Origin of the sequence: Flavobacterium kochi (genome assembly GCF_048286715.1) — a bacterium.
Taxonomy (GTDB): domain Bacteria; phylum Bacteroidota; class Bacteroidia; order Flavobacteriales; family Flavobacteriaceae; genus Flavobacterium.
Genome location: NZ_JBLVPW010000010.1, coordinates 43,846 through 58,869, shown reverse-complemented (window position 1 = coordinate 58,869; position 15,024 = coordinate 43,846). Strand labels below are relative to the sequence as shown.

The 15,024-nt window shown below is 36.1% G+C and carries 17 protein-coding genes; all 17 read left to right on the top strand.

Annotation, left to right across the window (positions count from 1 at the left end; translation table 11 throughout):
- Positions 1-65: 65 nt before the first annotated feature.
- The 17 genes from ACNQGH_RS10610 to ACNQGH_RS10530 all read left to right on the top strand — a co-directional run bounded on the left by ACNQGH_RS10610 (position 66) and on the right by ACNQGH_RS10530 (position 15,019).
- Positions 66-338 carry a zinc ribbon domain-containing protein gene (locus ACNQGH_RS10610; protein ID WP_417955980.1) on the top strand — a complete coding sequence of 91 codons (273 nt, stop codon included), beginning with the start codon at positions 66-68 and terminating at the stop codon, positions 336-338.
- Between the two features lie 19 nt (positions 339-357).
- Complete coding sequence (locus ACNQGH_RS10605; protein WP_417955979.1) at positions 358-1,356, top strand: alpha-ketoacid dehydrogenase subunit beta; 999 nt, start codon at positions 358-360, stop codon at positions 1,354-1,356.
- Positions 1,349-2,503 (top strand): dihydrolipoamide acetyltransferase family protein, encoded by a 1,155-nt coding sequence (locus ACNQGH_RS10600; RefSeq protein ID WP_417955978.1) that lies wholly within the window; start codon positions 1,349-1,351, stop codon positions 2,501-2,503. Before ACNQGH_RS10605 ends, ACNQGH_RS10600 begins: the two co-directional genes overlap by 8 nt.
- Positions 2,500-2,625, top strand: a complete 126-nt coding sequence (locus ACNQGH_RS10595) for a hypothetical protein (protein ID WP_417955977.1) — start codon at positions 2,500-2,502, stop codon at positions 2,623-2,625. The genes ACNQGH_RS10600 and ACNQGH_RS10595 overlap by 4 nt, the downstream gene beginning before the upstream one ends.
- Before the next feature lie 12 nt (positions 2,626-2,637).
- Positions 2,638-3,627, top strand: a complete 990-nt coding sequence (locus tag ACNQGH_RS10590; RefSeq protein WP_417955976.1) for an NAD(P)-dependent oxidoreductase — start codon at positions 2,638-2,640, stop codon at positions 3,625-3,627.
- A 99-nt stretch (positions 3,628-3,726) separates the two neighbouring features.
- The gene (locus tag ACNQGH_RS10585) at positions 3,727-4,830 is read left to right on the top strand and encodes a site-2 protease family protein (protein ID WP_417955975.1); all 1,104 of its coding nucleotides are present in this window, start codon (positions 3,727-3,729) and stop codon (positions 4,828-4,830) included.
- On the top strand, positions 4,817-5,974 hold the full coding sequence (locus tag ACNQGH_RS10580; RefSeq protein WP_417955974.1) for a phospholipase D-like domain-containing protein: 1,158 nt from the start codon (positions 4,817-4,819) through the stop codon (positions 5,972-5,974). Before ACNQGH_RS10585 ends, ACNQGH_RS10580 begins: the two co-directional genes overlap by 14 nt.
- A 197-nt stretch (positions 5,975-6,171) precedes the next feature.
- A complete protein-coding gene (locus ACNQGH_RS10575; protein WP_417955973.1) occupies positions 6,172-6,297 on the top strand; it encodes a hypothetical protein in 126 nt (41 codons plus the stop codon).
- Positions 6,298-6,482: 185 nt separating this feature from the next.
- Entirely contained in the window at positions 6,483-7,544 is a 1,062-nt protein-coding gene (locus tag ACNQGH_RS10570; RefSeq protein WP_417955972.1) for a reverse transcriptase domain-containing protein, read from the top strand.
- A 261-nt stretch (positions 7,545-7,805) separates the two neighbouring features.
- A complete protein-coding gene (locus ACNQGH_RS10565) occupies positions 7,806-8,399 on the top strand; it encodes an ester cyclase (RefSeq protein ID WP_417955971.1) in 594 nt (197 codons plus the stop codon).
- A gap of 99 nt (positions 8,400-8,498) precedes the next feature.
- On the top strand, positions 8,499-9,098 hold the full coding sequence (locus ACNQGH_RS10560) for a YceI family protein (RefSeq protein WP_417955970.1): 600 nt from the start codon (positions 8,499-8,501) through the stop codon (positions 9,096-9,098).
- Positions 9,099-9,334: 236 nt separating this feature from the next.
- On the top strand, positions 9,335-9,769 hold the full coding sequence (locus tag ACNQGH_RS10555) for a universal stress protein (protein ID WP_417955969.1): 435 nt from the start codon (positions 9,335-9,337) through the stop codon (positions 9,767-9,769).
- A 213-nt stretch (positions 9,770-9,982) separates the two neighbouring features.
- A complete protein-coding gene (locus ACNQGH_RS10550; RefSeq protein ID WP_417955968.1) occupies positions 9,983-10,891 on the top strand; it encodes a DnaJ C-terminal domain-containing protein in 909 nt (302 codons plus the stop codon).
- Positions 10,888-11,181: a chaperone modulator CbpM gene (locus ACNQGH_RS10545; RefSeq protein ID WP_417955967.1), complete on the top strand. Its 294-nt coding sequence runs from the start codon at positions 10,888-10,890 to the stop codon at positions 11,179-11,181. The genes ACNQGH_RS10550 and ACNQGH_RS10545 overlap by 4 nt, the downstream gene beginning before the upstream one ends.
- A 186-nt stretch (positions 11,182-11,367) precedes the next feature.
- Positions 11,368-13,278 (top strand): SPFH domain-containing protein, encoded by a 1,911-nt coding sequence (locus ACNQGH_RS10540; protein WP_417955966.1) that lies wholly within the window; start codon positions 11,368-11,370, stop codon positions 13,276-13,278.
- 199 nt (positions 13,279-13,477) lie between these two features.
- A complete protein-coding gene (locus ACNQGH_RS10535; RefSeq protein WP_417955965.1) occupies positions 13,478-14,260 on the top strand; it encodes an MlaE family ABC transporter permease in 783 nt (260 codons plus the stop codon).
- Positions 14,261-14,266: 6 nt separating this feature from the next.
- Positions 14,267-15,019 (top strand): ABC transporter ATP-binding protein, encoded by a 753-nt coding sequence (locus ACNQGH_RS10530; protein ID WP_417955964.1) that lies wholly within the window; start codon positions 14,267-14,269, stop codon positions 15,017-15,019.
- The last annotated feature ends 5 nt before the right edge of the window (positions 15,020-15,024 follow it).

The following is a 15,024-nucleotide window of genomic DNA, read 5'->3' as shown; positions in this document are numbered from 1 at the left end:
CAGCGTAATTAACAAAATTCGTTTACAACAATGAAAAAAAACTAACTATTTAAAAAAAAATCAAGATGGAAAATGTTCATTTTTGTCAAAGTTGCGGAATGCCCTTGACAACAGAAGAAGTAAAAGGGACAGAAAACAACGGCCTTAAAAATAATGATTATTGCAGGTATTGCTATGAAGACAGTCACTTTAAGAATCCGGAAATGAATTTGGAAGAAATGAAAAATGCCGTAAAAGCTCATATGGAGAAAAACAATCTTCCTCAGTATATGGTTCAAAAGGCGTTAACCATTTTACCTGCATTAAAGCGTTGGAAAAATAAACGATTCATCATCTAAAAAATAAACGGTTCAATCCATGGAAAACAGTAACGGTAAAATAAAAATCACCTATCGGGAGGCTTTGAATCAAAGTCTTCGCGAAGCGTTGCAAAATGACGAACGCGTTTTTTTGATGGGAGAAGGTGTGGGCCGTTGCGGGGGGTCTTTTTCGGCAAGCAAAGGGTTTCTGCAAGAATTTGGAGAAGAGCGTATTATGGATGTACCGGCTTCTCAAGCTGGTTTTGTGGGAGCTGGAATCGGAGCAGCGATGGCTGGAACGAAACCAATTATTGAAGTGGTGAGCGCTACTTTCAGTTTGATTGCCATGGACCAGATTGTAAACAATGCGGCCATTTTACGGCATATGTCCGGCGGACAATGGCATGCCCCGGTGGTCATACGGATGGCTTGTGGCATTGGCGGTGAGTTGGGAGCGCAACATTCATATAGCTGGGAACCATTTTATGCACACATACCAGGATTAATTATTTTGTCTGTGGGAACACACCAAGATGCGCGGTGTATGTTACACACCGCCTTGCAAAGTCAGAATCCAGTTGTACTTTTTGAATATACGGCCATGCTGAATATGGAAGAAGAAATAGGGGCAGATATAGGAACTGTAGATATTTCTAAAGCCAAGGTGTTGAGAGAAGGGACAGCCATTTCGATTATTACCTATGGAACAGGGGTTTATAAATGTTTGGAAGCCGCAGCCGAATTAGCTTCTGCGGGGATTGATGCTGAAGTCATTGATCTGAGGATTTTGCGACCATTGGATGAGAAAACCGTATTGGCTTCTGTCGCTAAAACGAATCGTGTACTTGTTGTGGAACAGGCGTGGCGTTCGGTTAGTATTTCTTCAGAAATCAGTGCACGGATTATGGAAAAGGGATTTCATGATCTAGATGCTCCCGTACAGCGGCTATGTGGTGTTGAAGCAGCTATTCCCTACTCTACTCATCTGGAAGAAGCTGCTATTCCTCAGAAAAAAGATATTGTTAACGCAGTTAAAAAAATGATACGTCATGATTGAATTTCTAATGCCCAGTTTGGGCGCTGCTATGGAAGACGGCATATTGCTCGAATGGAAAAAAAAACCTGGCGATGCAGTTAAGCCTGGCGATATTATTGCCGAAGTAGAAACGCAAAAAGGCCTGATTGAAATCGAAGTTTCCGACGAGGGAATTATCGGGGAATTACTGATTCAGGAAGGTACTAAAGTGCCGGTGGGAACTGTAATGGCTACAATAAATCCAAACGGAGTTGCATTGGAAACAAAAGAAGAAAAAATACTGGAACCAATTCCCGTTGAAAAAGTGGGTACGATACCTTCCAAAGTCGCTCCATTAGCGAAAATATTTGCTGAAGACAACCATATTAACCTTTCGCAAATAACAGGAACTGGACCCGAGGGTGTCATTACCAAAGAAGATGTTGACGCCGCGATGGCCGAACAAGACAAAATTGAAATAAAAAAGAGTGAAAAAATACCTGCTGAAATAGAAAAACGAGAAACCCCTGCTGAAGCAATTCGCTCCGCGGTTGCCACTGCCATGAGTAAATCCAATCGCGAAATTCCACACTATTACCTGGAGAAAAAAATTGATATGACACATGCATTGGCATGGTTGCACGTGGTGAATAGCAAACGTAGCGCAAAACAACGATTGCTTCCTATCGCTTTATTGATAAAAGCAACAGCTAAATCGCTTCTAGAATTTCCGGATCTGAATGCTATTTGGGATAATGGTTTGCAGCTGAAAAAAGATATTAATATTGGTATAGTAGTATCGTTACGTACCGGTGGCATTATCGTTCCAGCCCTTCATCAGGTCAATTTAAAAAGTATTGATGAAATCATGACTACCTTAAATGACATTATTCCGAGAGCACGGGCATTGCGATTACGAAGTTCGGAACTAAGCGATTCTACGATAACCCTGACTAATGTAATTGATGGTGGAGCCGATTCTATTTTTGGTATAATCTATCCTCCGCAAGTGGCCAATATTGGTTTTGGAAGTATTCTGGAACAGCCATTTGCCGAAAACGAAATGATAGGCATCAGACCTTCCATTTCTGTTACATTAGCTGGTGATCATCGCGCCACAGATGGATTAATAGGGAGCCGGTTTTTAATTACTTTAAACAAATATTTACAAATTCCTGAAGCATTATGACCGAAGAAGAAAATAAAGCTATCATAAAAAAAATTGCCCCTGCCACGAAGTCGTCAGAATTGAAAACCGACGAAAATATTCGGAAAACATTAGCTATCGATTCCTTTGATACGTTGAAATAAAAAACAACAAAAATGAAAGTATTAGTATATAGCATATTTGGTTTTGATAAACCTTTCCTAAAAAAAGCAGCACATGGAAATCATGAATTGGTCTTTACGGGCCAGTCTTTGAGTAAAAGCACGGTAAACTTCGCCAAAGGGTTTGATGCCATTTCACTTTTTACCTCTGATGATGCTTCAGAAACAGTATTGGAAAAACTATACATCCACGGTGTTAAGTACATTGCCCTGCGTAGTACAGATTCCGAGAATGTTGATTTGGCAAGGGCAAAATCCTTAGCAATAAAGGTAGCAAACGTTCCTGCTTACTCGCCTTATTCTATTGCGGAATTAGCGGTCTCTTTATTATTGGCAGTAAACAGGAAACTTGTTTTAGGTCAGACGCTAATGCAAATAGGCGATTATCGTTTGGATCATTTAGTGGGTTTTGATTTGCATGGAAAAACAATAGGCATCATAGGAACCGGCGAAATTGGTGCTGCCTTTGCAAGAATAATGAATGGTTTTGGGTGCAGCCTTTTGGCTTTTGATAAAGAAGAAAACAAGGAGTTGACGGATGAAATTTCAATCACTTATGCGTCATTGGAAGAGGTTTGCAAAAATTCAGATGTAATTTCCGTGCATTCTCAATTAGATGAGACCACGAGACATTTGTTTAATAAAAACACTTTTTCACAAATGAAAAAAGGGATGATTTTTATTAACACAGCTCAGGGAAGTATTGTAAATACGGAAGATTTAGTAGAAGCGATAGAAAATAAGACCCTATCAGCAGTTGGTTTAGATGTTTATGAAAAGGAGAAACCGATATTTTTTCAAGACCATACAGACTCCCCCGTAAGCGATCCCTTGTTTCTAAAACTTCGCTCTTTTCCAAATGTTATGATTACCGGACATCAGGGTTTTTTGACTCAGGAAGTACTGGAAGGAATTGCCCATACCACCATCGCTAATTTAAATGCCTGGGCATATACAGGTATTTCTGAAAATGAAATAAACTGATTGCAGTTTGTATTAAACTAATAAAAACTATTTATTTTTATTATTTGCCTATTTTTTTTCTAATCATACTATGATTAATAGTATTAAAAAATTCAAAAAATGAAAGGATCCTTTAAACTCGGAAAAGTAGCAGGTATTGGAATATTTGTTCATTGGACCTTCTCCTTGCTTATTCTGTTTATCATTTTCATTAACTACAAAGCAGGTCAGAATACGAATCAGATAATGTGGTCCGTTGCCTTTGTTCTATGCATTTTTGTTACTGTTATATTACACGAACTAGGACATGCTTTGGCAGCAAAAAACTATAATATAGTAACCAAAGACATCACGCTTTTACCTATTGGTGGTTTAGCCCGGCTAGAGCGAATACCTGAAAAACCATCGGAAGAATTGATTGTCGCTTTGGCCGGCCCCCTGGTAAATATCACTTTGGCCTTTATAATAGGTTTTTTTATTACGATTCCCGATACTTCAGAAAAATTGATGGCTGAATTAGCCAACGGTGTAAATGCACATAATTTTTTACTTAATTTCTTTTTAGTTAATTTTTGGCTGGCACTTTTCAATTTAATTCCGGCTTTTCCTATGGATGGTGGCAGAGTTTTACGAGCACTATTATCTTTTAAATTACAACGCCATGTTGCCACAAGAATTTCAGCTCGAATTGGTCAGATATTGGCACTGGCTTTTATTCTTTTGGGTTTTTTCACCTCCCCTTTTTTGATTTTTATAGGTATATTTGTTATTATAGGAGCTCAAACCGAAGCCGATTATACCGAATCGAAATTCATGCTGAAAGGTTTTAAGGTCCATGATGTCCTAATGAAAGATTACCAAAGAATTGATGCGAATGAAAAAGTAAACAAAGCAGTCGAATTACTACTGGACAGCCAAAACAAGAATTTTTTGATCACTGAAAATGATATTGCCGTTGGAACACTTAATCGGGATCAGATTATAATGGCACTTTCAAAAAAAGGAGATGACGAATTCATCTATAATGTCATGGATCGAAATTTGATATTTCTAGACAGTAATTCGCTTTTAGAAAACGTTTTTGAGTTGATACAGCAGAATAAATCAACATTAATGCTGGTTATGGAAAACAATGAACTGGCAGGAACTTTGGATATAGAAAATCTTATCGAATTCATTTTAATTAATGAGGTCAAAATAAATAAAGCCCATGAAGAAAAGTAATAATGCCCTTACTGCTCCTAAAAACCTTGAGCTTGTTTACAGTGGCGACGATTATTTTTCTCGATTAGAAACTATTATCCATAATTCTCAATTTGAAATCCACATCCAAATGTATCTTTTTGAAGCGGATACAACTGGACACAGAATCATTACGGCATTAAAAGAAGCAGCATACCGCCATGTTAAAATTTATATTCTTTTAGATGGTTTGGGCTCTTTAACATTTCCCTCTGAAACCATAGACGAAATGAGACAAAGCGGTATTAACATTCGCTTTTTTGCGCCCTTGTTTTCTGCATACACCTTTTATCTTGGCAGAAGATTACATCGAAAATTAGTTGTCGCTGATGCCGAAACCATCCTAATTGGAGGTATTAATATAGCCGATAAGTACTGCGGAACACCAACAGAAGCGCCATGGCTCGACTATGCTGTTCTACTGAGAGGTACAATTGCCAAACCACTTCAGGAACAATGCATGGCTATTTATTTTAAGAAAAGACGCTTTCAAAACAAAAAAATAATAACGGCATTTCATGTTCAGGAAGATGTTTTGGTACGCATCATTCAGAATGACTGGTTAAAAAGAAAAAATGAAATTTGTGATGCGTATATTAAATCCATTCGGAATGCAAAAAAAGAAATAATTATAATAGGAAGTTATTTTCTTCCGGGCATACGAATCATTCAGGCCTTGAAAAAAGCTTCCAAAAACAATGTGAAAATTAAATTAATTCTATCTGGAATTTCAGATCTTCCATTGACCAGACGTGCTACCTGCTTTCTCTATGGCAAACTGCTTGATTATAACATTGAATTATATGAATGGAACAAATCTGTTTTACATGGAAAAACAGCGGTTATTGATCGATATTGGACTACGATAGGTTCTTTTAACCTGAATAATTTAAGTTCTTACGGAAGTCTCGAAATGAACGTGGAAATAAATTCTACTGTTTTTTCTAAAATGTATCAAACACAGCTCGAAGAAATTATTGCACAGTGTGAGAGAATAACTCTGGAATCTCTGAAAATGAAAACCAATGTATTCTCAAAATTTATCAACCTGCTATCGTATTGCATTACTCGAATAATAGAACTGATTGTCACTTATACACCCCATAAACGCTTCTATAATTCATAAATACGCCAGTAATTTTGCGCAAAACATAAAAAGGTTATTTTAGTTTTATATACTAAAAATGATGTTAAAAAAATTATCATTATCACTACTGTTAATTAAATATTTTTTGTAACTTTAGATACGCATTTTAAACACATAAAACACTATAAACAAGCATTTTATGATTTTTTTAAATACAAATTTAGAATTTAAAAAAAATGGAACCACATCGAATAAAAACTAAAAAAAAAGAGGAATGGATTCAAAAGGATTGCGAGAGTAAAATCCCGAAATTAGACCGAAAAACACTATTTCTTCCCAGTCAGGATGAATTGTTCTTTTAGTTTATTTCTCAAATAAATTTGTTAGCCCAGGTTAACGACGGAACCGTGAGTCACTGTTCTGTAATTGAATGCTCTTTCAAGCACCAGGTTTAAAAGATTCTCCGCAGAGCTCCAAACTTTTAAACCGGTATTCTTAATTGGGGTTAGGGGCATAATAGTCCCTACTCCATTAACGATTAAACCCTATGGATTTTAGTCAATATAAAGAAACCTTTGGCCATGATGCCCATAAAAAAGGGTATTTAGAACAGAATATTCAACGCTGCCTGAATTATGCTGAAGTTTTATTTGCGCATGATGTTCCTGTAATTTATAATCCAACTCATTTTTCTCTTCTGGTTGGCTACAAAAAAGAATTCCTCAAAAAAGCAGCGCTCTATCCCAAACGTTATTATCGGGATTTTGAGATTTCCAAAAGGAATGGTAGCAGACGACTTATTTCTGAGCCACTTCCCAGTTTGAAAGAAATCCAAATCTGGATTCTAAGAAATATCCTTTACAAAGTACCCACTAGTCCTTTCGCCAAAGCGTATAAACCCAATGTAAGTATTTTAGAAAATCTGAGATTCCATAAAAACCAACCCAAAGTTTTCACGTTGGATTTAGAAAATTTCTTTCCATCCATTGGCTTTGAAACCGTTGAAAAAGAATTTCTTGAATTGGGGTATTCCAAAATGGTATCGAAACTGCTGACAAAACTATGCACTCGTGACGGATGTTTGCCACAGGGTGCACCAACGAGCCCCTATCTTTCAAATTTGATTTTAAAAAAGGCCGATGCCATTATTTCTGATTATTGTAAGCAAAAAAAAATAAGATATACCCGCTATGCAGATGATTTGAGTTTTTCCGGAGATTTTGATGAGAAAAAGCTACTCCATAAAGTAACCGAAACCGTCGAAAAATTAAATCTTCATATCAATAAAAACAAAACCAAACTCATGACACCCAACAGCCGCCAAACGGTTACAGGTATTGTGGTCAATGAAAAACCACAGGTAGCCTTTCATAAACGCAATGATTTGAGACAAGCCATGTATTACATCAAGAAATTTGGTTTCGAGGAACATCGCGAATACAAAGAGATTGACCAAAAGAATTATCTGGAACACCTGTTAGGAAAAATAAATTTTGTACTGCAAATAAATCCAAGAGACTCGGAATTTATACACTACAAATCCATACTCATTGACTTAAAAAAGAAACAAGATTTAAAAGCTATGGAAGATGAATTATTGCCGATATAAAAAAACATACACTTCCAATTTGAAAAAAGACACTTTAAAAAGCTCCGTTTTGGAGCTTTTTAAAATTCATAACTAACTGAAATAAAATACTTTATTTCATTTCATAATTAAATAATTGTTTAAATTTGATCGTATAAAATACTGATCGATTATTATCATTTGAACTTTAGGCCCACATCTTAATGTAGGAGCTATCACTTGATTAAGATGCTACTTCACTTCTGAACTTTTTTATAATTAATAACTAAAAAGAACTGGATAATGAAAAAAAAACGCTTCACTCGCATCACTGCAATCCTAATTAGTTGTATTTTGATTGCTACAACAACAAGTTGTTCTAAAAATAGTTCTGATACAACTGTATTGCAAACGAAAATCGATTCTCTGCAAATGGAACTCAAAAAAATTACGGATGAAAAAGCACTTACTGAAATGCGTCTTGTACGATTTGATTCATTAGACTTTAATTTTTATAGCGAACAAAAATGGGATGCTTTAGCCATAAGTCATGCTGACAATATAAAAGTGTATTATCCGGACGGATCCACAACAGAAGGCTTAGCACCACAACATATAGACATGCTGAAACCTATATTTGTATTTGCTCCTGATACAAAAATCAAAAAACATCCTGTTAAATTTGGAACAGGTGACTGGACCTGTGTGATTGGTGAAATGGAAGGGACTTTTTCTCAACCAATGCCCACTGGTAACGGAAAAACTATACCTCCAACCGGTAAAAAATTTAAACTTTCAATGGCAACAATCGGTCATTGGAAAAAAGGTAAAATGATTGAAGAATATTTATTTTGGGATAATCAGGCATTTATGAAACAAATAGGATTAGCTCAATAAAACGTATAGGCTACTTAATACAAAGTGAAAAAGTAAAAAATTTGTCCAACTTCCTTCTGCATTAAAAATCCAGTCAACTAACTTTAAAATTTATATAACATGAAAAAAATAACAGTAAGTATCATAGCCCTATTTCTCTCTACTTTTCTATTGGCACAAACGACTTGGAAAGCAGATCCGATGCATTCAAAACTAACTTTTAGCACCGTGCATCATGGAATTTCTGATATTGCCGGATTATTCAAAATATTTGAAATAACCGCCACAACCAACAAAGCTGATTTTAGTGATGCCACTTTTGAGCTTTCAACAGAACTAGCCTCGATCAATACGGAAGTGGAAATGCGAGATAATCATTTACGAAGTGCTGAATTCTTTGAAGTTGAAAAATATCCAAAAATGACTTTTAAAAGTACCTCTATAAAAAAAATTGGAAAAGAAAAAGGGAAATTCAAACTGATGGGCCACCTGACCCTGCACGGAATTACCAAGCCTGTGACTGTCAATATGTGGTATAGGGGAACTATAGTAAATCCACAATCAAAAGCAATCACAGCCGGCTTTCAGTTTAGCGGTGTTCTAAAACGGTCAGATTTTGATATTGGCCCCAAATTTCCCGCGCCAATGATTAGCGATGAAGTAAAAATTAAAGCGGATGCTGAATTTATAAAACAGCAGGTTCCTCCTGATGGAATGTAAAAGCTTTTGCCGATGATGTAGTAAAATAATAGTCGTCCCTTTTGTTAAAGACTAAAAAAAGGCTTACTTTATAAGCACTACTTCACTAATAATCAATTACAATTAAACATCTCATTCCTATTTTAACAACAAAAAATTGTTTAAATTTGATAGTATAAATAATCCATTTTTGGGATGTTTTTTTGTATTTCTGGACATAAGAAGGAATCATCAACAACAATTGTAAATAAAATAACATGGACAGCATGAAAAAAATATTAATCGCAGTTGACAATGATCCCACTTCAGAAAAAATTGCTTTGAATGGTTTTCAACTTGGTCTTCAACTCAATGCTGAAATTGCATTACTAAGCGTTGTTGACCTTACATTCCTTATCACTGAAGGTGCTGTCACTCCCAAGGAATTTGCAGATATCACAATAAACGACTGCAAAAAAAACCAACAAATGCTTGTGGATACCATATTCAAGGAATCTAAAGTTAGGACTTTCGTAGAAGAAGGAAACCCATATGAAGTAATTTTGAAGACGGCAAAAGAATGGGATGCAGATATAATTGTTTTGGGTACCCATGGCAGAACTGGTTTTTCGCATTTAATTATGGGGAGTGTCGCTGAAAAGATAGTCCGGCATTCAGAAGTACCGGTATTCATCATACCAATTAAGCCCTGATAAAAAACTTCTTCCACGCATAGCGGAAGAAACAATGCGAAGGTCAATTGTAAAAACAATATATTACAGAGCGGTTATTTTGATCAATATTTATGCAACACTTGTTTTTTTCAGGAGAGAATTTAGCTGAAAATAAAAATAGTGCAAACGGTTAATTTTAAAACCTATACCATTTGATAATTGCAACAATGATAATTATAAAAACAATCCAGGATGGCATTTATAGACTATTACAAAATCCTTGAAGTGGATAAAAAAGCAAGCGAAGCTGATATTAAAAAGGCATACCGTAAAATGGCCCGAAAATACCATCCCGACTTAAATCCAAACGATAAGGAAGCCGAAAGAAAATTCAAAGAAATCAATGAAGCCAACGAAGTATTAAGCCATGCCGAAAATCGTAAAAAATATGATGAATATGGTGAAAACTGGCAGCATGCTGAGCAATATGAAAAAGCAAAACAGCAAGGGCAATATTCGAGAGGCGGACAAGATGGTTTTGGAGGATTTGGTGGCGGTGATGGTGGTGGCGATTTTTCAGATTTTTTTGAATCCATGTTTGGGGGCCGAACCTCAGGAGGTGGCGGACGTCGTCGCAGTGCACAATTTAAAGGACAAGATTTCAGTACTGAACTGCATCTGGACCTAAAAGACGTTTATACCACCCACAAACGAACCTTAACAATCAATGGCAAAAACATACGAATTACTATTCCTGCCGGAGTGGAGAATGGTCAGCAAATAAAAATCAGCGGGCTTGGAGGAGAAGGCTCCGGAGGCGGACCAAAAGGAGATTTGTATATCACTTTCACTGTTGAAAACCAAACTCATTTTAAACTGGACAAACACAATTTATATGCTACAGTGGATTTGGATTTATATACTGCCTTGCTAGGTGGTGAAATCACTGCAGATACATTTGACGGTAAAGTAAAACTTACGGTAAAACCCGGAACGCAAAACGGAACTAAAGTAAAACTGAAAGGAAAAGGATTTCCCATCTATAAAAAAGAAGGGGAATTTGGCGATTTATACCTTACATATCATATACAGATCCCTACAAACCTTACTGAAAAAGAAAAAGAATTATTTACCGAACTTGCTAAGTTAAGAACGACATGAACACAGAAAATCTCATCCCCTTACCAACACTAAGTACCCATTACAAAGTAGAAATTGCTTTTTTTAACAATTTAAGCGAAATGGGTTTACTTGAAATAAAAACAATCGAAGAAACGCAATATGTTGATCCTAAAGCCATCTTTGAAATTGAAAAAATAATTCGGATGCATCAGGAATTAGAAGTTAATATTGAAGGAATTGATGTCGTGTTCAATCTCTTACAAAAAATAGAACATTTGCAAAATGAAATAATCACGATCAAAAACAGATTGCGGTTGTACGAAAGTTGATATGAATTCCGTTTTAGTTTACCCTTTTTTAGAACAAAAAACACCTCCTCAACATCTTATTTTCCAGGACACTACCTTATCTTATTCTGAAATAGGTTAGAAAGATTATTCAGACATTACCTTTTTTTACTTGTAACAAAAAACCATAAAGTCATACTAATTTTAAAATCAAAATTTTATTTTAATATGGCAAATCTTACAGATTATTGGTGGGTACTACTTTTAGTTTTATTTATCGTTTTTTACAAATTCGTTTTACGCGTTTTCTTCGGAATGGTAATAGTACCGGAAGATAAAATTGGTTTAGTAACCAAAAAATTCGTTCTCTTCGGAGCTGAAAAATCATTACCCGATGGAAGAATTATTGCTACCAAAGGAGAAGCGGGTTTTCAGGCTAAAACACTTGCACCAGGATTATATTGGGCTATGTGGCCTTGGCAATATGCCGTAAACATGAACTCCTTTACCATTATCCCTGAAGGAAATATCGGTTTACTATTGAGTAAAGATGGAGCCGAAATCCCTACAGGAAGAATTTTGGCACAAAAAGTAAACTCTGATAATTTTCAGGATGCCACTTTATTTCTAAATAATGGGGGGCAAAAAGGACGACAATCAGCATTTATCACAACAGGGTCTTATAGAATAAACACCCATTTATTTGAAGTGGTGATGACTCCACAAATAGTGATTTTTGAAAATATGGTTGGAATTGTTACTGCAATGGATGGAGAACCTATTCCAATAGGTCAAATTGCCGGTAAATTTGTAGAAAACCACAATAACTTTCAAGATTTTGACCAGTTTCTAAAAAATGGTGGCAACAGGGGATTACAACCTCAAGTAATTTTGGCCGGTTCGTACTATATCAATACATGGGCGATACAAATTGAACAAAACCCAATGACGGATGTACCCATTGGTTACGTTGGCGTGGTAATTTCTTATATTGGAGAAGACGGAAAAGATGTTACTGGAGATACTTTCAAGCATGGGAATATAGTTTCAAAAGGACAACGCGGGGTTTGGATGGAGCCTTTTGGTCCTGGAAAATATGCTTTAAATAAATATACTACAAAACTGGAAGCTGTTCCCACAACGAATTTAGTTTTGAATTGGGCCGATGCAAGAAGCGAATCCCATAATTTAGATAAAAATCTTTCTACGATTACGGTGCGCTCAAAAGATGGATTTCCTTTCAATTTAGATGTTTCACAAATCATCCATGTTCCTGCCAATGAAGCTCCAAAAGTTATTGCACGTTTTGGCAGCATGACTAATCTTGTCTCTCAGGTTTTAGAACCTACAATTGGAAACTACTTTAGAAACTCAGCACAGGACAGTGATGTAATTTCGTTTCTCTCCACTAGAAAAGAACGACAAGAATCAGCCAAAAATCATATCAAAACCGTTTTGGATGAATACAATGTAAATGCTGTTGACACATTAATAGGTGATATTGTTCCGCCGGAATCATTAATGAAAACGTTAACTGATAGAAAAATTGCCGAGGAAGAGCAAAAAACCTATCAGACGCAAAGAATGGCACAAGAACAACGTCAAGGTGTAGAAAAAGAAACCGCTATTGCTGATATGCAAAAAGAAATTGTAAAAGCATCACAAAGTGTTGAAATTGCTCAACGTACAGCTGATGCAACAGTTAAAAAAGCCGAAGGCGATGCAACTAGTTTAAAGCTAAATGTAAATGCTGAAGCCGAAGCTACAAAAATGCGGGCCAATGCAGAAGCTGAAGCTACAAAAGCAAGAGCCGGAGCACAAGCCGAAGCCACTAAACTTACCGCAACCGCAGAAGCGGAACGAATTTCAAAAACGGGTTTAGCCGAAGCAGAAAAAATTATGGCTATTGGTAAATCTACTGCCGAGGCATATCAATTACAAGTTTCGGCAATGGGTGGCGATAATTTCACAAAATATAAGATAACGGAGGAAATTGGTAAAGGAAAAATCAAAGTGATTCCAGATGTTTTAATTTCAGGAAATACCGGTTCTGATGGAGGAATAAGTGGTCTTCTGGGGATGAAATTAATGGAAATGATGGATACTAAAAACGGAAAAGACGCCTCCAGCACACAATAATCTCCTCTTTAAATTATCATCAAAAAGTCCGCTTTTTTAGCGGATTTTTTTTGCCTTTTTAGTAACTAATTACTGTTCAGTGTATTTTCCTGACAAAATCATCAAAAAAAAGCCAAACCACACCTAAAACCCCTGAAAATCAACGAAATAATCGTATATTTGGGTAGCCATTTTCTGTTAAAAATTAATTCATTTACTTATGAATAGTTTTTCCAAAATAATCGAAATACTCAAAGGTTTTTTACTTGAAATTGGTGAACTCTCCTATTTTGCCGGTCGTTTTTTTAAAGAAGTTTTTAAGCGCCCTTCTGAATTTAGGGAATTTCTTCGACAGTGCTTTAATATGGGAAACCGTTCTTTGCTTCTTGTTGCGGTTACTGGATTTATCATTGGTCTGGTTTTCACCTTACAGTCACGGCCTACATTACAGGAATTTGGTGCCGTTTCCTGGATGCCATCTATGGTTAGTATTTCGCTTATAAGGGAAATTGGACCTATTATTACAGCTTTGATTTGTGCGGGACGTATCGGCTCCGGTATTGGCGCCGAATTAGGTTCGATGAGAGTTACAGAACAAATTGACGCTATGGAAGTTTCAGGGACAAATCCTTTTAAATATTTAGTGGTTACACGCATATTAGCAACCACTTTTATGCTTCCTGTTTTGGTTTTTTTTGGAGATGCTATTGCAATTTTTGGTTCTTTTCTGGTGGAAAATATCAAAGGGAATGTATCTTTTTTATTGTATTATAATCAGGTTTTTGATGCATTGGAATTTGGTGATTTAATCCCTGCAACGGTTAAAACTTTCTTTTTTGGATTTGCTATAGGATTAGTGGGCTGTTTTAAGGGATATTACTGTAAAAAAGGAACTGCCGGTGTGGGATTGGCGGCCAATTCTGCAGTGGTTTTTACCTCGATGTTGCTTTTTATTATTGACTTTATTGCTGTTTTTGTCACTGATATTTTTTATGATCTATAACTGATTATGAGTACATCAATACAACATAAAAAACCTATCATAGAAATCAAAGACTTACGGAAAAGCTATGGTGATAATCATGTTTTGGATGGTTTTAATATGGTTTTGTATGAAGGCGAAAATTTAGTTATCATGGGGAAATCCGGTTCTGGTAAATCAGTAATGATAAAATGTTTGATTGGATTGGAAGAGCATGACAGCGGTTCTATAGTAGTCATGGAAAAAGATATTAGTGAACTCGACCACGAGGAATTAGATGAACTCCGAACAGAAGTGGGTTTTCTTTTTCAAGGAAGTGCACTTTACGATTCCATGACTGTTAGAGAAAATCTGGAATTCCCGTTGCGTCGTCATAAAAAAAAATTCGGAAAAATAAAAGATACCACACCATTGGTGATGGAGGCTTTGGAAAACGTAGGTCTGGCTCATACTATAAATTTAATGCCCGAAGAACTTTCGGGGGGAATGAAACGAAGAATTGCTTTGGCAAGGACTCTAATCCTCCAGCCAAAAATTATCCTTTATGACGAACCAACTACCGGATTAGACCCTATCACCGCGAAGGAGATTTTATTGCTGATGATGTCTATCCAGAAAAAATACAACACTTCGGCAATAATCATAACACATGATGTGGATTGTGCCAGAGTAATCTCGAACAGAATGATTTTATTGGTCGACGGCATCAATTATATCGAAGGTACATTTGAGGAATTATCAATCTCAACTGATCCTAAAGTACAAGCTTTCTTTAAATAAAAGTA